Source organism: Blastococcus sp. SYSU DS0539, assembly GCF_054050855.1.
This window is the reverse complement of the sequence record NZ_JBJHAF010000004.1, coordinates 199,119-220,309: the sequence shown is the minus strand read 5'-3', so window position 1 is coordinate 220,309 and position 21,191 is coordinate 199,119. Positions and strand designations below refer to the sequence as shown.

General features: G+C 75.5%; 21 protein-coding genes and 1 tRNA gene. 12 read left to right on the top strand and 10 right to left on the bottom strand.

What is annotated here, in order from left to right; genetic code table 11:
- Positions 1-35: 35 nt before the first annotated feature.
- The gene (locus ACI790_RS07250) at positions 36-662 is read right to left on the bottom strand and encodes a CYTH domain-containing protein (protein ID WP_456569115.1); all 627 of its coding nucleotides are present in this window, start codon (positions 660-662) and stop codon (positions 36-38) included.
- Between the two features lie 63 nt (positions 663-725).
- Between ACI790_RS07250 and ACI790_RS07245 the strand changes: the two genes are divergently transcribed.
- Positions 726-1,691 (top strand): endonuclease/exonuclease/phosphatase family protein, encoded by a 966-nt coding sequence (locus ACI790_RS07245; protein WP_456569114.1) that lies wholly within the window; start codon positions 726-728, stop codon positions 1,689-1,691.
- Between the two features lie 85 nt (positions 1,692-1,776).
- A complete protein-coding gene (locus ACI790_RS07240) occupies positions 1,777-2,610 on the top strand; it encodes a PRC and DUF2382 domain-containing protein (protein ID WP_456569113.1) in 834 nt (277 codons plus the stop codon).
- A 12-nt stretch (positions 2,611-2,622) separates the two neighbouring features.
- On the opposite strand, the gene ACI790_RS07235 is transcribed toward ACI790_RS07240, so the two are convergent.
- From ACI790_RS07235 to ACI790_RS07200, 8 genes are all read right to left on the bottom strand, one after another.
- Positions 2,623-3,384 carry a carbon-nitrogen family hydrolase gene (locus tag ACI790_RS07235; RefSeq protein WP_456569112.1) on the bottom strand — a complete coding sequence of 254 codons (762 nt, stop codon included), beginning with the start codon at positions 3,382-3,384 and terminating at the stop codon, positions 2,623-2,625.
- A complete protein-coding gene (locus ACI790_RS07230) occupies positions 3,381-4,562 on the bottom strand; it encodes a pyridoxal phosphate-dependent aminotransferase (RefSeq protein WP_456569111.1) in 1,182 nt (393 codons plus the stop codon). The genes ACI790_RS07235 and ACI790_RS07230 overlap by 4 nt, the downstream gene beginning before the upstream one ends.
- A 56-nt stretch (positions 4,563-4,618) precedes the next feature.
- Positions 4,619-4,834: an RNA-binding S4 domain-containing protein gene (locus ACI790_RS07225; RefSeq protein ID WP_456569110.1), complete on the bottom strand. Its 216-nt coding sequence runs from the start codon at positions 4,832-4,834 to the stop codon at positions 4,619-4,621.
- A 3-nt stretch (positions 4,835-4,837) separates the two neighbouring features.
- The gene (locus ACI790_RS07220; RefSeq protein ID WP_456569109.1) at positions 4,838-5,563 is read right to left on the bottom strand and encodes an MOSC domain-containing protein; all 726 of its coding nucleotides are present in this window, start codon (positions 5,561-5,563) and stop codon (positions 4,838-4,840) included.
- A 7-nt stretch (positions 5,564-5,570) separates the two neighbouring features.
- Positions 5,571-6,488, bottom strand: a complete 918-nt coding sequence (locus ACI790_RS07215) for an aldose 1-epimerase family protein (RefSeq protein WP_456569108.1) — start codon at positions 6,486-6,488, stop codon at positions 5,571-5,573.
- A gap of 94 nt (positions 6,489-6,582) precedes the next feature.
- Positions 6,583-7,626: a hypothetical protein gene (locus ACI790_RS07210; RefSeq protein WP_456569107.1), complete on the bottom strand. Its 1,044-nt coding sequence runs from the start codon at positions 7,624-7,626 to the stop codon at positions 6,583-6,585.
- Entirely contained in the window at positions 7,623-8,261 is a 639-nt protein-coding gene (locus ACI790_RS07205; RefSeq protein WP_456569106.1) for an RNA polymerase sigma factor, read from the bottom strand. Before ACI790_RS07205 ends, ACI790_RS07210 begins: the two co-directional genes overlap by 4 nt.
- Before the next feature lie 198 nt (positions 8,262-8,459).
- Positions 8,460-8,924, bottom strand: a complete 465-nt coding sequence (locus ACI790_RS07200; protein WP_456569105.1) for a GNAT family N-acetyltransferase — start codon at positions 8,922-8,924, stop codon at positions 8,460-8,462.
- Positions 8,925-8,999: 75 nt separating this feature from the next.
- Between ACI790_RS07200 and ACI790_RS07195 the strand changes: the two genes are divergently transcribed.
- From ACI790_RS07195 to ACI790_RS07180, 4 genes are all read left to right on the top strand, one after another.
- Positions 9,000-10,163 (top strand): acyl-CoA dehydrogenase family protein, encoded by a 1,164-nt coding sequence (locus ACI790_RS07195; protein WP_456569104.1) that lies wholly within the window; start codon positions 9,000-9,002, stop codon positions 10,161-10,163.
- Between the two features lie 108 nt (positions 10,164-10,271).
- Positions 10,272-10,739, top strand: a complete 468-nt coding sequence (locus ACI790_RS07190) for a DUF1707 SHOCT-like domain-containing protein (protein ID WP_456569103.1) — start codon at positions 10,272-10,274, stop codon at positions 10,737-10,739.
- Positions 10,740-10,847: 108 nt separating this feature from the next.
- Entirely contained in the window at positions 10,848-11,762 is a 915-nt protein-coding gene (locus ACI790_RS07185; RefSeq protein WP_456569102.1) for an ATP-binding cassette domain-containing protein, read from the top strand.
- Positions 11,759-13,402 carry a hypothetical protein gene (locus ACI790_RS07180; protein ID WP_456569101.1) on the top strand — a complete coding sequence of 548 codons (1,644 nt, stop codon included), beginning with the start codon at positions 11,759-11,761 and terminating at the stop codon, positions 13,400-13,402. Before ACI790_RS07185 ends, ACI790_RS07180 begins: the two co-directional genes overlap by 4 nt.
- Positions 13,403-13,470: 68 nt before the next feature.
- Here the strand turns inward: ACI790_RS07180 and ACI790_RS07175 are convergent.
- Positions 13,471-13,556 (bottom strand) — tRNA-Leu (locus ACI790_RS07175).
- Positions 13,557-13,732: 176 nt separating this feature from the next.
- Here ACI790_RS07175 and ACI790_RS07170 point away from each other — a divergent pair.
- From ACI790_RS07170 to ACI790_RS07145, 6 genes are all read left to right on the top strand, one after another.
- Complete coding sequence (locus tag ACI790_RS07170; protein WP_456569100.1) at positions 13,733-14,551, top strand: FhaA domain-containing protein; 819 nt, start codon at positions 13,733-13,735, stop codon at positions 14,549-14,551.
- Positions 14,552-14,636: 85 nt separating this feature from the next.
- Positions 14,637-15,095, top strand: a complete 459-nt coding sequence (locus ACI790_RS07165) for an FHA domain-containing protein FhaB/FipA (protein ID WP_456569099.1) — start codon at positions 14,637-14,639, stop codon at positions 15,093-15,095.
- Positions 15,092-16,504, top strand: coding sequence for a PP2C family protein-serine/threonine phosphatase (locus tag ACI790_RS07160; RefSeq protein ID WP_456569098.1), 1,413 nt, complete (start codon positions 15,092-15,094; stop codon positions 16,502-16,504). The genes ACI790_RS07165 and ACI790_RS07160 overlap by 4 nt, the downstream gene beginning before the upstream one ends.
- On the top strand, positions 16,504-17,910 hold the full coding sequence (locus ACI790_RS07155; protein ID WP_456569097.1) for an FtsW/RodA/SpoVE family cell cycle protein: 1,407 nt from the start codon (positions 16,504-16,506) through the stop codon (positions 17,908-17,910). Before ACI790_RS07160 ends, ACI790_RS07155 begins: the two co-directional genes overlap by 1 nt.
- Positions 17,907-19,352 (top strand): peptidoglycan D,D-transpeptidase FtsI family protein, encoded by a 1,446-nt coding sequence (locus ACI790_RS07150; RefSeq protein ID WP_456569096.1) that lies wholly within the window; start codon positions 17,907-17,909, stop codon positions 19,350-19,352. The genes ACI790_RS07155 and ACI790_RS07150 overlap by 4 nt, the downstream gene beginning before the upstream one ends.
- Positions 19,352-21,127: a serine/threonine protein kinase gene (locus tag ACI790_RS07145; RefSeq protein ID WP_456569095.1), complete on the top strand. Its 1,776-nt coding sequence runs from the start codon at positions 19,352-19,354 to the stop codon at positions 21,125-21,127. Before ACI790_RS07150 ends, ACI790_RS07145 begins: the two co-directional genes overlap by 1 nt.
- Positions 21,128-21,191: the final 64 nt, after the last annotated feature.

The following is a 21,191-nucleotide window of genomic DNA, read 5'->3' as shown; positions in this document are numbered from 1 at the left end:
GACGACGGAGGACGGCGCCGCGTTCCCGGGGTGGGTCAGCCGGCGGGGTCCAGCCGGGACGACAACGCGAACGCCAGCTTCGAGGCGCGCGGCGAGGGGCGGGCGCCCGCGGCCACCAGCACCTCGCCGACCGCGGCCAGCAGCGGCTCCTCGCCGTCGACCAGCTCGACCTCGACCTCCCGCCAGGAGCGCACCTCCGGGGGCTCGCCCGCCACCGCGGCCGGCACCGTCGCCGTCACCGTGTCGTCGGCGAGCTCGGCGAGCGCCCGGCCCCCGGCGTCGCGGAGCACGGTGACCACCCGCCGGGTGCGCAGGGTCACGACCGGCCCCGGGACCTCGCCCGCCAGCAGCCCGGCGACCACGTCCAGCAGCTCGGCGGGGGCGGTGCCGGCGCCGCGGTCCAGGGGCAGGTGCAGCTCCCGGCGGGCGGCGCCGGCGGGGAGCTTGAGGTGCCATCCCTCGTCCGGCCCGCCGGTGCGGCGGCGCAGGGTGACCCGGCCGCGGACCAGCCTTAGGTCGGCGGTGTCGTGGTAGACCGCCTCGAGCTCGTGCGTTCGCGGCGCGTCGGCGGCGGCGACGCCGGGGACGACGTCGAGCGCGGGCAGGACGAAGGCCGCGTCGACGTCGAACTTGCGCTCGACCTCCAGCTGCTCGGTGACCACGGGCCCGACCGTAGGGCAGCCGCCGGTCGGCGGCTCCTCCGCGCGCTGGTTACCGTGGCGACCATGGCCCCGCCACGCCCCGATCCGCGATGGGGGGTCGGGGCGGCGCTCCCGTGGGTGACCTGGGCCGCCCTGCGCGCCACCGGCGCCGAGCGCGGCTTCCCGCTGGTGCCGGCGCTCGCCTTCACCCCTTACGCGGCGGCGACCGCCGTGCTCCCGCTGGCCGCCGCCGTCCGGGCCCGCTCGCGCACCGGCACCCTGCTGGCGGCCGCCGCCGGCGCCACGCTCGGCACGGCGGTCCTGGCCCAGCGGGGCCAGCCGCCCGTCCGCCCCGCAGCGGCGGGCACCCGCCTGCGGATCGCCACCGTGAGCCTGCGGCTGGGCCTGGTCCCGGCCGATCCGGTCGTCGAGCTGGTGCGCGAGCACGAGGTCGACGTCCTGGCCGTGCAGGAGCTCACCCCCGACGCCCACCGGCGGCTGACCGCGGCCGGCCTCGACCGGGCGCTCCCCCACGCCCACGTCGTCCCCGCCCGGCCGGGCAGCGTCGTCTCCGCGTCCGGGGGCGTCTGGAGCCGGTGGCCGGTCACCGGGCGTTCGGTGATGCCCGGTGGCTTCGAGCAGCCGACGGTCCGCCTGTCCGGCGGCGACGGACCCGACGTCGAGATCACCGCCATCCACTCCCGGCCGCCCTCGACGTCCCCGTCCGCGGTCCGCGGGTGGGCCGAGGACCTGGCCGCCCTGCCGGGGCCCGACCCGGCGGTGCTGCGGGTGCTGGCGGGCGACTTCAACGCCACCCTCGACCACGCCGCGCTGCGGGCGGTGCTGGGCCGGGGGTACCGGGACGCCGCCCGCGCGGCCGGCCGGGGGCTGCTGTGGACCTGGCGGCCGCTCCGGCTGCCGCTGCCGCGGCTGGCCCTGGACCACGTGCTGGTCGACCCGCGCCTGGCCGTCACCGGCTGCGCCGCGGTGCCGGTGGCGGGCAGCGACCACCGGTCGCTGGTCGTGGATCTGGTGCTGCCGGGCCGCTGACCCGGCGGCATGTTCACCGACGCCCTCCGCTGGGCAGCCCTGAGGACGTGGCGCACCCGAGCGCCGCACGGAGGGGAGCCGACCCATGTTGAGCGAGCGCGAGGTGGCCGCCGCCATCGGCAGCACCGCCTACGGCGATGGTGGCGACAAGCTGGGCACCGTCGAACACTTCTTCGTCGACGACCGGACCGGTGAGCCGACCTGGGTGGCCGTGACCACCGGCCTGTTCGGCACCCGGCACTCGATCGTGCCCGCCGACGGGGCGGCCTGGGACGACGGACGCCTCCAGCTGCCGGTGAGCGCCGACGCCGTCAAGAGCGCCCCGTCCGTCGGCGGGAACCACCTCGACCCGGGCGAGGAGGCCGAGCTGCGCCGCCACTACGGCATCGGTTCCGACCGCGGCGAGGGGCGCCACCGGAGCCCCGACGCGCCGCCGACCGGCCCCACCGACACCGGCACCGTCCCGGCGGCGGCACCGGCTCCCCCGCCCCCGGCCGCCGGGACCGCCCCGGCCGGCGGCACGGACGGCGCCATGACCCGCAGCGAGGAGCAGCTGCGGGTGGGCACCGAGCGGGTGGTCACCCGCCGGGTGCGCCTGGTGAAGTACGTGGTCACCGAGGACGTGCAGATCACCGTGCCGATCCGGCGCGAGGAGATCCGCCTCGAGGAGCTGCCGCTGGACGCCACCGGCGCCGACGCGGATTCCGGCGAGTCGCTGGTGCCGGACGGCCCGTCGGCCGGCTCCGGGCTGCCCGGTGAGATCGTCCTGCACACCGAACGCCCCGTGATCAGCGTCGAGGTCGTGCCCACCGAGCGGGTCCGGCTGCGCACCGAGGTGGTCGAGGGGCAGGAGACCGTCACCGAGCAGATCCAGCGCGAGCAGGTCGTGATCGACCAGGACGGCACCGCCCGGACCTGAGCAGCCGCGTGGTCAGCCGCGCCGGTCGGGCAGGAAGCGCAGCCGGTCGCGGGTCGCCGCCACCTCCGCGGGGTCGACGTCGGCCAGCACGAGGGTCTCGGCGCCCGCGGCGGTGGCGAGCAGCTCCCCCATCGGGCTCACCACCCGGCTGTCGCCGGTGTGCTCGGTGCCGTCGCCGGCGGTGCCCACCCGGTTGCAGCCCACGACGTAGGCCTGGTTCTCGATGGCCCGGGCCTGCAGCAGGGTCTGCCAGTGCAGCCGCCGGGCGGCCGGCCAGTTGGCCACCACCACGTAAAGGTCGGTGCCCGGCGCCGCGCGCCAGAAGATGTCGGCGAAGCGCAGGTCGTAGCAGACGAACGGGGTGACCCGCAGGCCGCCGATCTGCACGGTGACCGGCCCGTCGCCGGCCCGGAAGCGCTCGTGCTCCCCGCCGTGGGTGAACGGGTGCAGCTTGCGGTAGCGGTGCGTCGTCCCGTCCGGCCCGGCGAGGACGAACGAGTTGTACGGCAGCTCCCCGTCGTCGGCGATCTCCGGGCAGCTGCCGCCCACCCACACGCCGTGCTCGGCCGCCTGGGCGGCGAGGAACCGGGCCGAGGGGCCGCCCTCGGGCTCGCCGATGCCCGGCGTCATCGAGAAGCCGGTGGAGAACGTCTCGGTGAGCAGCACCAGCTCCGCTCCGGCGGCGGCCGCCCGGCCCACCTGCGGCGCGAGGCGGGCGAAGTTGGCCTCCCGGTCCTCCCAGACGATGTCGTGCTGCACCGCCGCGACCTTCATCCCAGCCTCCTCAACCGCTCGACCGCCTCGGCGAGCACCGCATCGCTCTTGCAGAACGCGAACCGCACCAGGTGCCGCCCCAGGGAGGCGTGCGCCGGCGTGTAGAAGACCACGGTGGGGATGGCCACCAGCCCGGCGCGCTCCGGGAGCTCCCGGCAGAACGCCAGGCCGTCTCCGTCGGGCCGCACCCCGCGGACGTCGACCGTGGCGAAGTAGGTGGCCTGCGGGCTGATCACCGGCAGCCCGGCGTCCCGCAGGCCCGCCACCAGGACGTCCCGCCGGTCCTGCAGATCGCGGGCGACGCCGTCGAAGTAGGCGTCGGGCAGCCGCAGGCCGGCGGCCACCGCGGGCTGGAACGGGCCGGCGTTGACGTAGGTGAGGAACTGCTTGGCGGTGCGGACGGCGGCGACCAGGGCCGCCGGGCCGCAGACCCAGCCCACCTTCCAGCCGGTCACGTCGAAGGTCTTGCCGGCGCTGGAGACGACGAGGGTGCGCTCGCGCATGCCCGGCAGCGTGGCGAGCGAGAGGTGCCGGGCGCCGTCGAAGACCAGGTGCTCGTACACCTCGTCGGTGAGCACCAGCAGGTCGTGCGCGGTGGCCAGCTCGGCCAGCACCGCGAGCTCGGCCGTGGTCAGCACCGTGCCGGTAGGGTTGTGCGGCGAGTTGACCAGCAGCAGGCGGGTGCGCGGCGTGACGGCGGCGCGCAGCTCGGCCTCGTCGAAGGTCCAGGCGCCGTCACCGGCCACCGGCGGGTGCAGCGGCACCGGGCGGACCACACCCCCGGCCATGGCCACCGAGGCGCTGTAGCTGTCGTAGATGGGCTCGAACAGCACGACCTCGTCACCGGGCTCGAGCAGCGCGAGCATGGCCGCCGCCAGCGCCTCGGTGGCCCCGGCGGTCACCAGCACCTCGGTGTCCGGGTCGTAGGTCAGGCCGGTGAACCGCTGCCGGTGCTCGGCGACGGCGGCCCGGAGCTCCGGGATCCCGGGCCCGGGCGGGTACTGGTCGGCGCCGGTGCCGATCGCGGCCCGGGCGACGTCGAGCACCTCGGGCGGTCCCGGGTAGTCGGGGAAGCCCTGGCCGAGGTTGATCGAGCCGGTGGCGACGGCGAGGGCGCTCATCTCGGCGAAGACCGTCGTCCCGAAGCCGCGCAGCCGCGAGGCCAGCAGATCCGCCACCGTGCTCCTCCCCGCGGTTCCACGTGGAACCGCTGTGCCGCCGCGGAGCTCCGCGGCTAGCCGATCCGGACGTCCTCGGTGCCCTCGATGGCGACCACGTCACCGGAGCGCAGCTGCCGGCCCCGGCGCTCTTCGGGCTCCCCGTTGACGGTCACCGCGCCGGAGAGCAGCACGTCCTTCACCTGGGCGCCGGTCGGGACGGCGTCGACGAGCTTGAGCAGCTGGCCGAGCCGGATGCTGTCCTCGCCGGGACGCAGGTCGATGGTGCGCACGCCTCAGTCTCCCCCGCCGTCGGGCACCAGGGCGTCCCCGGGGCGCACGGTGCCGGCGCGGAGCACGGCCGCCCGCACCGCCAGCAGCCCGTCCCGCTCCCGGTGGACGGTCTTGAGCACCGAGGTGTCGCGGGCGATCCCGCCCGGCTGGGGGCGGGTGGTCATGACGCAGCGGGGGATGCCGGTGCCGACGCGCAGCCGCACGCCGCCCAGGTCCGCCTCCCGGCCGCGGAGGTCGTCCTCGCCGGCCCCGTCCAGGACGACGTTGGCCCGGAACCGGCGGCGGTCCCAGGTGCCGAGCGTGCCGGTGGAGACGAGCGAGAGCCGGATGCGCGGGCTGTCGTGGAACGGCCCCGGCGCCCCCTCCCACTGCAGCCACTCGGTGGGGTCGGGCACGTCCTCGTCGGCCGGGGTCTCGTACGTGGGCACCGCGTCGCCGTCCCCGGTCGCGGCCCGGAGCTCGACCCGGCGGCCGAGCCAGCCGGAGAGGACGTCGTCGTCGGCGGTCGCCGTGCCGTCGGGGAGGACCACCTCCACACCGCCGTCGGGCCGCAGCCGGGCGGCGCCGAACAGCAGGTCGGGCACCCGCCGGGCGGTGAGGCCCAGGCCGGTGTCCCGGTCGAACAACGCCCAGCCCCGGTCACCGGCGATCCCGAGCGGCCCGATGTCCGCCTCGGCCAGCCGCTCCCCCTGCAGCGACTTCACCGGGTAGCGCCACAGCTCCCGCACGCGCACCTCAGGCCGCCGGGGTCCAGGTCAGCGACCAGGTGCCGGCCCACGACTCCCCGGGCTCCAGGGTGATCAGGTCGACGCCGTCGGCCAGCGCGTTCGGCGGGCAGGTCATCGGCTCGACGGCGAGGCTGCGCCGCCACTGGCCGGCCGGCAGGGTGTCGCCGCTGTAGACCTGCAGCCACGGGAAGGAGGCGTCGGCCGAGAGCACCAGCTCCCCCGCGCGGCCGCGCAGCCGCACGTGCGCCCAGCCGTCGGCGTCGCGGTCGAGGTCGGTGAGCGGGGCGTCGAGCGGGCGGTCCCCGATCTCGCCGACCACGCCGTCGACCGGCCGGCGCTCACCGGTGGGCAGGCCGCCGTCGAGGACCAGCTCGGTGCGGGCGGGAAGGGTGAGCTCGGCCTCGCCGATGCCGCCGTCCGCCGTCGCCCCGACCGAGAGGTAGGGGTGGAACCCGGCACCGAACGGTGCGGGCACCTCGCCGAGGTTCTGCACCCGCAGGGTGGTGGTGAGCCGGTCGGCGGCGAGCCGGTGGTCCACCGCGACGGCCAGCCGGAACGGGTAGCCCGGGTGCGGCTCGACCGTCGTCCCGACCGTGACGGAACCGTCCGCCTCGGCCAGTACCGCCCACGGCTGCCAGGCGACCAGCCCGTGGATCGCGTGCGGCTCCTCCGGCGACCGGACGTCGAGCTGGAGCTCCTCGCCCGCCCACGTCCAGCGGCCGTGCCGCAGGCGGTTCGGCCAGGGGACGAGGACCGCTCCGCGCCAGCCGGGGGCCACGGTGCCGGGCGCGTAGCCGTCCAGCACCTGCCAGTCCCCGACGGCGAGCTGCCGCAGCGTGCCACCCCGCAGGTCGACGGCGAGCCGGGCGGCACCGGCGGTCAGCTCCACCTCGGTGCGGTCGGCATCGGGCCAGGTGTCGGGCATGGCGTCAGCTCACCACACCCGAGGCACCCGCATACGTCTCGCTGTCGTATCCGGTTGCCCAGAACCACCGCGAGACGGATACGGGCGCTCCCGGTCAGAGGTGGTAGGTGACCTGCTCGGCCAGCTCGACCACCTGCTCCCCGGTGAAGGCGTCCGGCGCCTGCACCGTGAAGGTGGTCCCGTCGGCGAACTGCGCTTGCAGGAACCAGCCCGTCGCCCGGGGACCGTTGTGCACGGGGACCAGCTGGGCGGGTCGACCGTGCACCGTCACCGGGACGACCGGACCGGCCGGACCCATCAGCTGGTCGAGCAGCTGGTCCGCGGGGACGACGTCCTCGGGCAGCGGCACGTGCACGGTGATCGTCTGCTGCTCGTAGGCGTCGTTGACCAGGGTCAGGACCCGCCCCATCTTGTAGGCCTGCAAGGACCAGCCGGCCGGGGCGAGCTCGGCCGTCAGCGTCGCCCGCTGCGGCCGGTCGACGAGCGACTCGGCGATGGCGACCAGCTCCGGCGTCCGGCTGTAGTCGCCCTCACCGGACAGCACCACCCACTGGTCGTCCCGGCGTTCCCACACCAGCTCGGCGAACCGCTCGCGCTCGCAGACGGTCAGGCCGTCCTCGCAGTAGACGTCCCGGGATCCGCGGACCACGTCGGCGTCCCTGCCGTCGACGCCCACCTCCGCGCGCTCGGTGACGTCGACGTGCTCGTAGGCGTCGTCGAGCCACTCGGGCTCCTCGTCGAGGACCGCCACCGTGAACCGGTCGTCGCCGTCCGCGGAGTCGTACTCGGCGAAGCCCGCCGAGTCGCGGTCCCCGCTGAACGCCGGCCGCATCCCGTCCGGCTCGGGGTCGAGCGACAGCGGGAAGGTCGGCATCCGGAAGTCGACGAGGGTGACGCTCTCCGCCGGGGTGCCGGGGCCGTCCGGCGCGGCGATGACGACGGCGGCGGCCCAGGCGGCCGCGACCGTGCCGACGGCCAGCCCGGTGCGGAGGACCGCCCTCCGGCCGGGCACCCGGGACCGCCGGGGAGCCGGGCCCTCGATCTCCGCCAGCAGCGCCGCCCGGGCGGCCGATCGGGCGGCGGGTGAGAGCGGCGGCGCGTCGGGGCCCGCCTCGCGGAGCAGCGTGAGGTCGTTCATCGGTCCTCCTCCTCGGAGGTCGGTGCGAAGGGGGAGACGTCGCCGAGCGCGGCGCGGGTCTGGCGGCGGGCGCGGTGCAGCCGGGAGCGCACCGTGCCGACGGGGACGTCGAGGACGGCGGCGATCTCCTCGTAGCCGAGCTGGCCCCAGGCGAGCAGCAGCAGGGCGTCGCGGTCGCGCGGCTTGAGACCGGTGAGCGCGGCGGCCAGCGGGCCGCGGAGCGCCTGGGCGTCCAGCCGATCCGCGGCGTCCCCCGGGTCGGCGCCGTGCCGCTCGGGTTCCGCGGCGGCCCGGGCCAGGGCCTTGTACCGGCGCTGCTCGGTGCGCAGGTGCCCGCGCACGACGTTGGTCGCGATGCCGAGCAACCAGGGGCGCACCTCGACGTGCTCGGGCCGGTAGGCGGCCCGGCGCCGGAAGGCGATCAGGAAGGTCTCACCGAGCAGGTCGTCGGCCAGCTCACCCACCCGGCGGCCCAGGTACCGGTGCACGGTCGTCGCGTGCCGGTCGAACAGCGGCGCGAACTCGGCCGGGTCCTCGACCGACCGGGCGATCAGCTCGGCGTCGCCCGGGAGGGAGTCGGGCAGCGCGCGCAGCCGCGGGGGATCGGCGGACCGGTGCAGCGCCGTCGGGGTCACGGCAGGTGATGATCCGGCCGCGATCGGAGAAGTCGTCACACCCCTGGATGTCCGGAGCGGCGGATCCGGTTCACGGACGGCCCACAGCTCGCGGCCGACGGTCACCGACGCCCCGCACCCTCCCGTGGTTTTCCGCGGAAAAGCACCCCTGGCGCCCCCGCGGGATCGCGGATCGGTCGGAGCAGGACCTGACCCGGCTCAGTCGGCGTCGAGGTCCTTCTCGAAGAACAGCGAGGCGACGGCGTCGGGATCGCCGACGTACGCGCCGAACGCCTCGATCGGCCGGTAGCCGGCCCCCGTGTAGAGCGCGATCGCCTCCGGCTGCAGCGGGCCGGTCTCCAGGCGCAGCGTGGTCCAGCCCCGCGCACGCGCAGCGCTCTCCAGCCTGGCCAGCACGGCCTTCGACACGCCGCTCCCCCGGGCGCCCGGGGCGACGTACATGCGCTTGACCTCGGCCACGCTGCCGCCCAGGTGGCGCAGGGCGCCGCAGGCCAGCGCGCTCCCGGCCCCGTCGCGGGCCACCAGGACCACGCTGACGTCGGCCGCGGAGGGGTGCACGCCCGGCTCGTCCTTCCCGCCGTACCGCGCCCGGACCTCGGTCTGCTGGTCGGTGGTCAGCCGCCGGACGTCGGGGTCGTCCCAGGCAGCCGGCTCGATGATCACGGATGCCGATCCTGCCAACGGCCCCGGACCGCCCCCGGAGGTACCGTCCGCTGGACGCCCCACCGAAGGAGCACCGTGCCGGTCGACCGCGAACTGCCCACCCCCGAGGCCGAGGACCTGCTGGCCCTCGTCCGCGAGATCGCCGACGCCGAGCTGGCGCCGAAGGCGGCGCGGTACGAGCGCGAGGAGCGCTTCCCGCGCGAGGTGTTCCGCCTGCTCGGCGACGCCGGGCTGATGGGCCTGCCCTTCTCCGAGGAGGTCGGCGGGGGCGGCCAGCCCTACGCCGTCTACCTGCAGGTGCTCGAGGAGCTGGCGGCCCGTTGGGCGAGCGTCGCCCTGGGCATCAGCGTGCACACGCTGGCCTGCTCCCCCATCGCCGCGTTCGGCACCGAGGCCCAGCGACGCGACCTGCTGCCGGAGATGGTGGGCGGCAGCCTGATCGGCGCCTACTCGCTGTCCGAGGCGCACGCCGGCTCCGACGTGGCGGCCATGCGGGCGAGCGCGACGCCCACCGAGGACGGCTGGGTCGCCCGCGGGGAGAAGGCCTGGGTCACCCACGGAGGGCACGCCGACTTCTACTCGACGTTCCTGCGCACGCCGGCCGACGGGGACCGCGGTATCTCCTGCTTCCACCTGACCCCCGACCTGCCGGGCTTCAGCGCCGCTCGACCCGAGGAGAAGATGGGCCTGACCGGCTCCACCACCGCGGCGATCCGGCTCGACGACGTGCCGATCCCGGCCGACCGGCTGGTGGGCGAGCCCGGGCGCGGCATGGCCATCGCCCTCGGCGCCCTGGACTCCGGGCGCCTGGGCATCAGCGCGGTCGCCGTGGGGCTGGCGCAGTCGGCCCTCGACGTCGCCGTCCGGTACGCGGTGGATCGGGAGGCCTTCGGCCGCCCGATCGCCGAGCACCAGGGCGTGGCGTTCCTGCTGGCCGACATGGCCGCGGCCGTGGAGTCCGCGCGCGCCACCTACCTGGTCGCCGCCCGTCGCAAGGACGCCGGCAAGCCGTTCTCCCGCCAGGCCAGCATCGCCAAGCTGGTGGCCACCGACGCCGCGATGATGGTGACCACCGACGCCGTCCAGGTGCTGGGCGGGGCCGGCTACACCCGGGACCACCCGGCCGAGCGCTACATGCGCGAGGCGAAGGTCATGCAGATCTTCGAGGGCACCAACCAGATCCAGCGGATGGTCATCGGCCGGCACCTCGCCGCGGAGGCGGCGCCTCCCGCCGGCTGAGCGGGTGCCGCGGCACCTGACGCGTTCCACGTGGAACCGGTGACAGCTGTCAGTGGACTCCGGCCGCCGGGCCGGAACAGACTGGGGCATCCCGAGCGAGGAGACGCCATGCCCGAGTCCCACCTGCGTGCGGCCGACTCCGACCGCGCCGCCGTCGCCACCGTCCTCGGCCAGGCGATGGCGGAGGGGCGGCTCACCGTCGCCGAGTACGACGAGCGCCTGGCCCGGGCCTACGCGGCCCGCACGTTCGGCGAGCTGGCACCGCTCACCGCCGACCTGCCCCGCAGCGCGGGCGCGCCGGCTCCCCGGGCCACGGCGCCGGCGGCTTCCCCGGTCCGGACCGGGGCGTGCGGCTCCTCCTGGCACGGTGGCCACGGGTGGCCGGAGTGGGGTTCGTGGTCGACCACCGCCGTTCTCGTGCTGTCGATCTGGGCCGTGACCTCGCTGGCCGCGGGGACGTTCCTCTACTTCTGGCCGTTCTGGGTGATCGTCCCGTGGGGTGCCGTGCTCGCGTTCGGCACGCTCGGCGACCGGATGCGGCGCAGCGGCCGGGACGACCGCCAGCTCACCGGCTGAGCGGCGGCGCGAGGTACTTCCCCGCGCGACCCGGCAGGTCTAGCGTCTCTCCCCGGAGCGCCGGGAAGTCTGGTCGGCAGTCGGAATCGTCGACTGCGAGGAGTTCCCATGTCCGCACCCACGTCGTCCGCCCCTGCCCTGCGCCTCGACGGCCTGAGCAAGCGCTTCGGCACCACCGACGCGGTCGCCGACTTGTCGCTGACCGTTCCGCAGGGCGAGGTCTTCGGCTTCCTCGGTCCCAACGGGGCGGGCAAGTCCACCACCATCCGCATGCTGCTCGGTCTGCTGCGGCCCACCGCCGGCTCCGCCCGGGTCTTCGACGTCCCGGCCGGCGACGTCGAGCGCGCGCACCGGCAGCTGGCCTACGTGCCGGCCGACGTCGCGCTGTGGCCGTCGATGACCGGCCGGGAATGCCTGGAGCTCATGGCCGGCGTCGGCCCGGGCACCGACGCCGGCTACCGCGACGAGCTGGTGGAGCGGTTCGCGCTGGACCCGGACCGGCGGGCCCGCACCTACTCCACCGGCAACCGGCAGAAGGTCGCGCTCGTCGCGGCGTTCGCGACCCGCGCGCCGCTGCTGGTCCTCGACGAGCCGACCAGCGGGCTGGACCCGCTGATGGAGCGGGAGTTCCGCACCTGCATCGCCGAGGCCGCCGCGCGGGGTCAGACGGTGTTCCTCAGCTCCCACCAGCTCGCCGAGGTGGAGGCGATCTGCTCCCGGGTGGGCATCCTGCGCAGCGGGCGGCTGGTGGAGGTCGCCGGGCTCGCCGACCTGCGGCGCCTGCACCGCGCCGAGGTCGTCGTGGAGCTCGGCTCGCCCGCGCCGGAGCTGCAGGGCCTGGCCGACCTGCCCGGCGTCTCCGACCTGCGGTGGCCGGGACCGCTCCGGCTGGAGCTCTCGCTCAGCGGCCCCCCCGGCGCGGTCCTGCGCGCCCTGGGGGACGCCGACGTCGCGCACCTGCAGGTGCGGGAGCCCACGCTCGAGGAGATCTTCCTCGACTACTACGGCCAGGTGGCGGCATGACCACCTGGACCGCGCCCGTGCGGGCACCGGGCACGACTCCCCCGTCGCCCGCGCCGCGCTCCCCCGGCCGGGCCGCGACCGCGGCGGCGCTCCGGCAGGTCCGCCGCGGCACCGCCGTCATCGCGCTCGTCACCGGCGGCATGACGGCGATGGTCGCGCTGCAGTACCGGGGGCTCGAGGGAGCGCTCGGCACCGAGTCGCTGGCCGCGCTGGCCGAGAACCCGGCGATCCGCACGCTGTTCGGCCCGCCGGTCGGGCTGGACACCCCCGGGGGCTTCACCGTCTGGCGCACCGGCACGGTGCTCGCCGTCCTGGTGGGGGTCTGGGCGGCGCTGACCGCGACCCGGCTCAGCCGCGGCGACGAGGAGGCCGGCCGGTGGGACCTGCTGCTGGCCGGACGGCTGCGGCTGCGGACGCTGGTCACCCGCGTGCTGCTCGTGGTGCTGGCCGCCGCGGCCGTCGTCGGACTCGCCGGCGGGCTCGGCCTGCTGCTGGCCGGGGCCGGGGCGGCGGGATCGCTGCTGTTCGGCGCGTGCCTGGCCGGGACCGGCATGGTCGGTGCGGCGCTCGGCATCGTGGGCGGGCAGCTGTTCGGCGAGCGGCGTTCGGCCTCCGGGCTGGCCGTCGCCGTCCTCCTCGGCAGCCTGCTCGTCCGCATGGTCGCCGACGGCGTCCCGGCGCTGTCCTGGCTGGCCTGGGCGACCCCGTTCGGGCTGCTGGAGCGGGCGGTCCCCTTCGCGGAGGACCGGTGGCCGGCCCTGGTCGTGCTGGCCCTGCTGGTCACCGCGCTGAGCGCGCTCGCCGTGGCACTGCACGCCGGCCGCGACGTCGGGCGCGGCCGGTGGGCCGGCGCCGACCGGAGCACCCGTCCCAGCCGGCTGCTCACCTCGCTGCCCGGCCTCGCCGTGCACCGCGTGCGCAGGCCGCTCGCCGGCTGGGCCGCCGGGGCGGCGGCCTACTTCCTGCTGATCGGCCTGCTGGCCACCGCGATGACCGACTTCCTCCGGGACAACGCGGCCTTCGCCGACCTGGCCGCCCAGGCGGGGTTCGCCCAGCTCGGCTCGGTGCAGGGCTACGTGGCGGCGCTGTACACGCTGCTCGCCGTCGCCCTCGGGGCGTTCGCCGCCGGGCGGGTCGCCGCCACCGCGGCCGACGAGGCCGCCGGCCGCCTCGCGCTGCTGTACTCCCGCCCGGTCGCCCGCGTCCGGTGGGCGGCCACGGAGGCGCTCGCGATCACCCTCGCCCTCGCCGTCCTCGCCGTCGCGGCGGGCCTGGCCACCTGGGCGGGTGCGGCGTGGGTGGGCGCCGGCCTGGGGCCGGGCGAGACGCTCGCCGGCGCGTTCGCGGTGCTGCCGGTGGCGCTGCTGTGCCTCGGGGCCGCCCTGGCGGCGCTGGGCTGGGCGCCGGCGGCGGTGCTGCCCCTCGGGGTGACGCCGGCCCTGGGCGGTTACCTGCTGCTGGTGTTCTCCGACACGTTCGGCTGGCCCGGCGCGGTGCGGTCGCTCTCCCCGTTCGCCCACCTGGCCGACGTCCCCGCCGAGCCGTGGCACGCGGTGGGTGCCGCCGGGATGCTCGCCGTGGCGGCGGTCCTGGCCGCGGTCGGCCTGGTGGGGTACGCCCGGCGGGACGTCCTCACCTGACGCCGCGGACCGCCCCGGGACGACGAAAGAGCGCCGGCCCCCCGAAGGGGCCGGCGCTCGACGTGTGCTGGTGGGCAAGGGGGGAGTTGAACCCCCACGTCCTTTCGGACACACGGACCTGAACCGTGCGCGTCTGCCATTCCGCCACTTGCCCTGGCGAGGGAAGACAGTAGCAGCCGCGCGCCGCCCCACCGGTGGGGGGTGGGTCACCGGCCGCGCTCAGGACGCCGTGCGGGGCGTCGCACGTCGCTGGGCGGTCAGGCGTCTCCGGCCCGGCTACGATCACGGGTGGCAGAGTGGGACGTCCGGTGCGAGCGCGAAGGAGCGACTGTGGGTGTGCTGCAGCGCTTCGAGCGCCGGCTCGAAGGCATGGTCGGTCTGGCGTTCGCGCGGCTCTTCAAGGGCAAGGTGCACCCGGCGGAGATCGCCAAGGCGCTCCAGCGCGAGGCCGACGAGCAGCGCTCGATCCTCGGGGAGGGCCGCGTCCTCGCGCCCAACGTCTACGTCGTCCGCCTGGGTGAGACCGACTTCGCCCACCTCGGCCAGTGGTCCGACCAGCTGGCCGGCGAGCTCGCCGACATGGTCACCGAGCACATCGAGGACGAGGGCTACCAGGTCTTCGACAAGGTCACCGTCGCGCTCGAGCAGGACGACGAGCTGACCACCGGCGTCTTCGAGGTCAGCTCCCAGGTCGCCGACCCGGCGCGCCCGGCCGCCCGCGCCGACTCCCCACCGATGGCCTCGGCCCCGGTGGGCGGCCACCCGCCGCTGCCACCGCTGCCGCCGCTGCGCGGCCGGATGGCCACCGACACCGGCAAGCAGAACCCGTCGGTCGTCGGCCGGGCCGGCTCGCGGACCACCTCCACGCACGTGCTCGTCGTCGACGGCCCGGGCACCCGGCACGAGCTCTCCACCGGCCGCAACGTCATCGGGCGGGGCACCGAGGCCGACATCCGGCTGCCGGACACCGGCGTCAGCCGCAAGCACGTCGACGTCGTCCTCGACGGCGACGTCGCCGTGGTGGAGGACCTCGGCTCGACCAACGGCACGCTGGTCAACGGCCGCCGCATCACCCGCCAGCCGCTCAGCGACGGCGACGTCATCCGCATCGGCCACTCGGTCCTCGTCTACCGGCAGGACGGGGCGTGACCGGTCACCCGCGGTCGCAGCACGACGGGATCCGGCAGGGCGCGCTCCGCCGCGATGCCGGGCCGGGCCCTGCCGGGGTGACGCCGTGACCGAGCTGGTCGTGCAGATCTTCCGCTTCGGGTTCCTGCTGCTGCTGTGGCTGTTCATCTTCGCCGCGTTCCGCGTGGTGCGCGCCGACCTGTTCGGCGGGCGCCCGGGACGCGTGGCCGCCGTGCCGCCGCGCTCCGCCGCACTGAAGAAGCGGGGTGCGCGCGGCCCCAAGTCGCTGGTGGTCACCGCCGGCCCGCTCAGCGGAACCAAGATCACCCTCGGTGACCAGCCGATCCTCATCGGCCGGGCCGACGACTCGACGCTGGTGCTCACCGACGACTTCGCCAGTTCCCGGCACGCCCGCCTGACCAACCGGGGCGGCCAGTGGTACGTCGAGGACCTGGGTTCCACGAACGGGACCTACCTGGACCAGCAGCGGGTGCAGGGCCCGCTGCTGGTCGCCCCCGGCCAGCCGATCCGCATCGGCCAGACCGCACTGGAGCTCCGTTCGTGACGTTGGTCCTCCGCTATGCCGCGCGCTCCGATCGCGGCCTCATCCGCGGCAACAACCAGGACTCGGTGTACGCCGGGCCCCGGCTGCTGGCCGTGGCCGACGGCATGGGCGGCCACGCCGCCGGTGACGTCGCGAGCAAGGTGGTGATCGCCGCCCTCGAGCACCTCGACGACGACACGCCGTCGGGGGACATGCTGCAGTCCCTGCGCTCGGCCGTCTTCGACGGCAGCGAGCACCTGCGCGAGGTGATCCGCGAGTCGCCGCAGCTGGAGGGCATGGGCACCACGCTGACCGCCATCCTCTTCGCCGGGGGCCGACTGGCCCTCTGCCACGTCGGCGACTCCCGCGCCTACCTGCTCCGCGACGGCCAGCTCTCGCAGATCACCCACGACGACACGTTCGTGCAGACGCTGATCGACGACGGCCGGATCACGCCGGAGGAGGCCAACCACCACCCGCAGCGGTCGCTGCTGCTGCGCGCGCTCAACGGGCAGGAGGTCGAGCCGGACCTCTCCATGCGCGAGGCGCGCGACGGCGACCGCTACCTGCTGTGCTCCGACGGCCTCTCCGGGGTCGTCAGCGAGGAGACCCTCGCCGAGGCGCTGAAGGACCCGGACCCGGAGGCCACCGCCGACCGCCTGATCGAGCTGGCGCTGCGCAGCGGCGGGCCGGACAACATCACCGTGATCGTCGCCGACGTGCTCGAGGACACCGGCAGCAACGGGCGCTTCGACCCCGTCGTCGACGGGGCGGCCGGGGACAACGTCGGCCAGCGCCAGGTCGACGCCCGCTCGGCCGCCGGCCGGGCCGCGCTCGCCGATCCCGGCCCTCCTCCCCCTCCGCCACCCACACTGCCGACGGGCGGCGGCCCCTCCGCCCGCCGCCGCCCGCTTCGCATCCTCCTGGTGGCGGGGGCCCTTCTCACCGTGCTGGTGGCAGGGGCGATCGGCGTGTACGTGTGGGCGCTCAACCACTGGTTCGTGGGCGTGAGCGGCTCGGGCGACGACGAGCAGGTCGCCGTCTACCGGGGTCTGGACGTCTCCGTCCTGGGCCTGGACTTCTACCGCCTCGACCGGGGCACCGACCTGCCGGTGACCGACCTGGTCCCGGCGGCCCGCAGCCGGGTCCGCGACAGCATCACCGCCGACGACTCCGGCGACGCCGACCGGATCCTCACGGCGCTGGCGGATCAGCGGCTGCCCCTGTGCCGCACGGCCGGCAGCGGTGCGGCGCAGCCGGGCACGCCCGAGTCGCCGCAGGTCGCCGCGCCCACGACCGCGCAGGAGCCCGTTCCCGGTGAGCCGGCCCTCCCCGAGGAGCCGGTGACCGAGGAGATGACGACCACCCCGTCGTCGGCCCGGACGACCTCGTCGTCCGTGCCGGGGGTGGACTGCCGGGAGGCGGACTGATGCCCGGACCGGTCACCGATCCCCGCGGCGCCGCGGCCACCACGCCCACCCGGCGAGGCACCGAGGGGGCGCTGCTCGCGTTCGCCGTCCTCATCACCGTCGTCGCGCAGGCGATCGTCGACCTCACCGTCACCGGTTCGCTGCGCCCCGAGATGGCCACGTTCAGCGCGTGGATCAGCGCGCTGTGGGTGGTCGCGCACCTCGTCGTGCGCAGGTGGGCCTCCTACGCCGACCCGCTGCTGCTGCCGGCCGTCGCGCTGCTGGTCGGGCTGGGCCTGACCGTCATCCACCGGCTCGACCTCGCCGCCGAGCAGCCCGGCAGCCCGGTCACCCGCGAGGACGCCCCGGTCCAGCTGGTCTGGGCCACGCTCGGCGTCGCGCTCTTCGTCGCCGTGCTCGTGATCGTGCGCGACCACCGGGCGCTGTCGCGGTTCGCCTACACCCTCGCGCTGCTCGGGATCGCCCTGCTGGCGCTCCCGGCCGTGCTGCCCGCCTCGATCTCGGAGGTCAACGGCGCCAAGATCTGGATCCGGGTGGCCGGCTTCTCCATCCAGCCCGGCGAGTTCGCCAAGATCTGCCTGGTCGTCTTCTTCGCCGCCTACCTGGTCGACAAGCGGGACGTGCTGGCGCTGGCCAGCAAGAAGGTCGCCGGCCTGGAGCTGCCGCGGGGCCGTGACCTCGGGCCCGTCCTGCTGGCCTGGATCCTGTCGATCCTGGTGCTGGTGTTCGAGCGCGACCTCGGCAGCTCGCTGCTGCTCTTCGGCATCTTCGTGGTGATGCTCTACGTGGCGACCGAGCGGGCCAGCTGGCTGTTCATCGGCCTGGGCCTGTTCGCCGGTGGCGCCCTCATCGCCTACCAGATCTTCGGCCACGTCCGGGCCCGGGTGGACACCTGGCTGGACCCCTTCGCCTACATCGACGGAGCCGGCTACCAGCTGGTCCAGTCGCTCTTCGGCCTGGGCACCGGCGGCCTGTTCGGCGCCGGCCTCGGCGGCGGCCGCCCCGACCAGGTGCCGGTCGCGAAGAGCGACTTCATCGCCGCCGCCGTCGGCGAGGAGCTCGGCCTGTTCGGTCTCGTCGCCGTGATCGTCGTCTACCTGATCCTGGTGGAGCGCGGGCTGCGCACCTCGCTGGTCGTCCGCGACGCATTCGGCAAGCTCCTCGCCGCCGGCCTGGCGTTCGCCATCGCCTGGCAGGTGTTCGTCGTCCTGGGCGGCGTCACCGGCCTGCTGCCGCTGACCGGCCTGACCACCCCGTTCCTGGCCTACGGCGGCTCGTCGCTGGTGGCCAACTTCGTGCTGGTGGCCCTGCTCGTCCGGATCAGCGACGCGGCCCGGCGGCCCGCCACCCCGCACGCACCGTCGCTGCGGCTCGGGGACGCCCCCACGGAGGTGGTCATCCCGTGAACGCCCCGCTGAGGCGGGTGGCGATCAGCGTGCTGGTGCTGTTCACCCTGCTGATCGTCAACGTCAACATCATCCAGGTGGTCCGGTCGGACTCGCTGCGCGGCGACAACCGCAACACCCGGGTGCTGGCCGAGACCTACGACCGCGAACGCGGCTCGATCATCGTCGACGGCACCGAGGTCGCGATGTCCGTGCCCACCGACGGCCGGCTCACCTACCTGCGCACCTATCCGCAGGGGCCCCTGTACGCGCCGGTCACCGGGTACCACTCGCTGGTGTACGGCAACACCTACCTGGAGGACGTCATGGACGACGTGCTCTCCGGGGAGGACGACCGGCTCTTCGTCCGTCGCATCGCCGACCTCTTCACCGGGCGGGACCCCGCCGGTGGCGACGTCGTGCTCACCCTGGACCCCGCCGTCCAGGCCGCCGCGATGGCCGGCCTCCAGGGCGTCACCGGCGCCGTCGTGGCGCTCGACCCGCGGTCCGGGGCGATCCTGGGCATGGCCAGCACCCCGAGCTACGACCCGGGCCTGCTCGCCAGCCACGACCCGTCGGCCATCCGGGCGAGCATGGACCAGATCACCGCGCAGGATCCCGACCCGCGGGTGAACCGCGCGATCGACGACAACTACCCGCCCGGGTCGCTGTTCAAGGTGATCGTCTCCGCCGCGGCCCTCGCGGAGGGCTACGCCCCGGACACGGTGGTCCCGGCCGTCGACCTCCTGACGCTGCCGCAGACGACGCAGACGCTGAGCAACTTCAACGGCTCCAGCTGCAGCAGCGACCAGGAGCAGCGGCTCATCGACGCCCTCACCATCTCCTGCAACACCGCGTTCGCCCAGCTCGGCATCGACCTGGGTGAGGAGAAGGTCCGGGACATGGCCCAGGCGTTCGGCCTGGACGACGAGGGGCAGGAGATCCCGCTGGACGTCGCGCCGAGCACGGTCGGCGACATCGAGAGCGCCGCCGCGCTCGGGCAGACGTCGATCGGGCAGCGCGACGTCCGGATGACCGTGCTCCAGGCGGCGCAGGTGGCCGCGACCGTGGCCAACGACGGCGACCAGATGAGGCCCTACCTCGTGGACGAGCTGCGCGCCCCCGACCTGTCGGTCCTCGAGTCGACCGACCCCGAGGTGCTGCGCGAGCCGATCTCCGCCGAGATCGCCGACCAGCTCACCGAGATGATGGTCAGCGTCGTCGCACGCGGCTCGGGCCGGGCCGCCCGCCTCCCGGGCATGGACGTCGCGGGCAAGACCGGCACCGCCCAGGTGCGCGAGGGGGTGCCCGACCACAACTGGTTCATGGGCTTCGCGCCGGCCGACGACCCGCAGATCGCCGTCGCCGTCTTCGTGGCCAACGGGGGCGGCACCGGTGGCGACATCTCGGCACCGATCGCCCGCGACGTCATGGCGGCCTACTTCGAGGGGCAGGGCGGCTGATGGCGCTGGGCATCGGGAGCCTGCTGGCCGGGCGCTACGAGATCACCGCACCCATCGCCACCGGCGGGATGGGCGAGGTGTGGAAGGCCCGCGACCAGGTGCTGGACCGCATCGTCGCGGCGAAGGTGCTCAAGACCGAGTACACCAACGACCCGAGCTTCCTGGCGCGGTTCCGCAACGAGGCGCGGCACACCGCGGCGCTGTCGCACCCGAACATCGCCTCGGTCTACGACTACGGCGAGACGACCGACGACAGCGGCGTGCAGACGCTGGCGTTCCTGGTGATGGAGTTCGTCGAGGGCCAGCCGCTGGTGACGATCCTCCACGAGGAGGGGCGGCTCCCGGTCGACTGGACCCTGCACGTGCTCGCCCAGTCCGCGGACGGGCTCTCCGCCGCCCACCGGGCCGGCGTCGTCCACCGGGACATCAAGCCGGGCAACCTGATCGTCCGCCCCGACGGCGTGGTGAAGCTGACCGACTTCGGCATCGCCCAGGCCCGGGACGCCGCCCCGCTCACCCGCACCGGCATGGTCGTGGGCACCGCGCAGTACCTCTCGCCCGAGCAGGCCCAGGGCATGGAGGTCACCGCCGCCTCCGACGTCTACTCCCTCGGCGTCGTCGGCTTCGAGTGCCTGGCCGGGGTGCGACCCTTCGACGGCGCCTCCCAGGTCGCGATCGCGCTGGCGCACATCAACCGGCCGCCGCCGCCGCTGCCGGCCGACATCCCGCCGGCGGTGCGGCTGCTCATCGAGCGCGCCCTGGCCAAGGACCCCGCCGACCGGTTCGCCGACGGCGGCGCGATCGCCGACGCCGTCCGGCGGATCGCCGCCGGCGGGGGTCCGGCCGCCGCCGCGACCGCCGTCGTCGCGCCGGCCACCGCCCGCACCCAGATCGTGAGCCCCGGCGCCGGGTCGGACGGGCACACCCAGGTCTTCGCCACCCCGGCGGCCGGCATCCCCGCGGTCTCCCCGGCCACCGCCGGGCGCCCCATGCCGCCGCTCTCCGGTCCGCCCGAGGACGACGACTGGTCCGCCGGCGAGGAGCGACCGGACCAGGGCCGGCGCCGGCGGTGGGCGTGGCTGGGCGCCGCCCTGGTGCTGCTGCTCGCACTCGCCGGCACCACCTACCTGCTGGCGTCCGGGACCGGCGAGGACCCGGGGCGGCAGCAGGCCGACCCGACCACCAGCGCGCCCACCACCAGCACCGACCCGACCGGCATCCTCCTCGATCCGGCCCGGTTCGTCGGCATGAACGCCGACCAGGCGGAGAACGAGCTCCGCGAGGCGGGGCTGACCCTCGTCTCGCAGCGGGAGGCCCCCGATGAGCTGCTCGCCGAGCTCGGGCGGCCGCTGGACGAGGACGACGTCGCCGGCCTCGACCCCTCCGGCGTCCAGGCCATGCCCGGGACCGAGGTGACGCTGTTCGTCGCGTTCGACGGCTGGGAGCTCGAGGACGAGCAGGAGGAGGAGCAGGAGGAGGAGCCGGTGCAGACCCCCGAGCCCACCCCCTCGACGACCACCCCGTCCGAGACCACCACGACGACCACCCCGTCCGAGACCACCACGACCACCGAGTCCGAGACCACCACGGCCCCCGGCTCCTCGGCCACGCCGCCGCCGACCCCCACCGCGACCCCCACCGCGACCCCCACCGCGACCGCGACCGCCACCGAGCCGACCGTCGGTGGCGGGGGTGGTGGCGGCGGCGGGGGTGGTGGCACGGACCCGGATGCCGGGGCCCCCGGCGCACTGGGAGTGACGGGTGGCGGCCAGTGAGTCCGCTGGTCCTCGCATCCCCGGTTCCGCCCGGTCCGGCGGTTAGGCTCGCCGCCGGCCCCCT

What these genes read in the sequence shown, in the direction of transcription:
- ACI790_RS07240 (WP_456569113.1), top strand. Translation starts at nt 1,777, where the DNA reads ATGTTGAGCGAGCGCGAGGTGGCCGCCGCCATCGGCAGCACCGCCTAC.
- ACI790_RS07235 (WP_456569112.1), bottom strand. Translation starts at nt 3,384, where the DNA reads ATGAAGGTCGCGGCGGTGCAGCACGACATCGTCTGGGAGGACCGGGAG.
- ACI790_RS07210 (WP_456569107.1), bottom strand. Translation starts at nt 7,626, where the DNA reads ATGAACGACCTCACGCTGCTCCGCGAGGCGGGCCCCGACGCGCCGCCG.
- ACI790_RS07245 (WP_456569114.1), top strand. Translation starts at nt 726, where the DNA reads ATGGCCCCGCCACGCCCCGATCCGCGATGGGGGGTCGGGGCGGCGCTC.
- ACI790_RS07145 (WP_456569095.1), top strand. Translation starts at nt 19,352, where the DNA reads ATGGCGCTGGGCATCGGGAGCCTGCTGGCCGGGCGCTACGAGATCACC.
- ACI790_RS07185 (WP_456569102.1), top strand. Translation starts at nt 10,848, where the DNA reads ATGTCCGCACCCACGTCGTCCGCCCCTGCCCTGCGCCTCGACGGCCTG.
- ACI790_RS07155 (WP_456569097.1), top strand. Translation starts at nt 16,504, where the DNA reads ATGCCCGGACCGGTCACCGATCCCCGCGGCGCCGCGGCCACCACGCCC.
- ACI790_RS07180 (WP_456569101.1), top strand. Translation starts at nt 11,759, where the DNA reads ATGACCACCTGGACCGCGCCCGTGCGGGCACCGGGCACGACTCCCCCG.
- ACI790_RS07190 (WP_456569103.1), top strand. Translation starts at nt 10,272, where the DNA reads ATGCCCGAGTCCCACCTGCGTGCGGCCGACTCCGACCGCGCCGCCGTC.
- ACI790_RS07215 (WP_456569108.1), bottom strand. Translation starts at nt 6,488, where the DNA reads ATGCCCGACACCTGGCCCGATGCCGACCGCACCGAGGTGGAGCTGACC.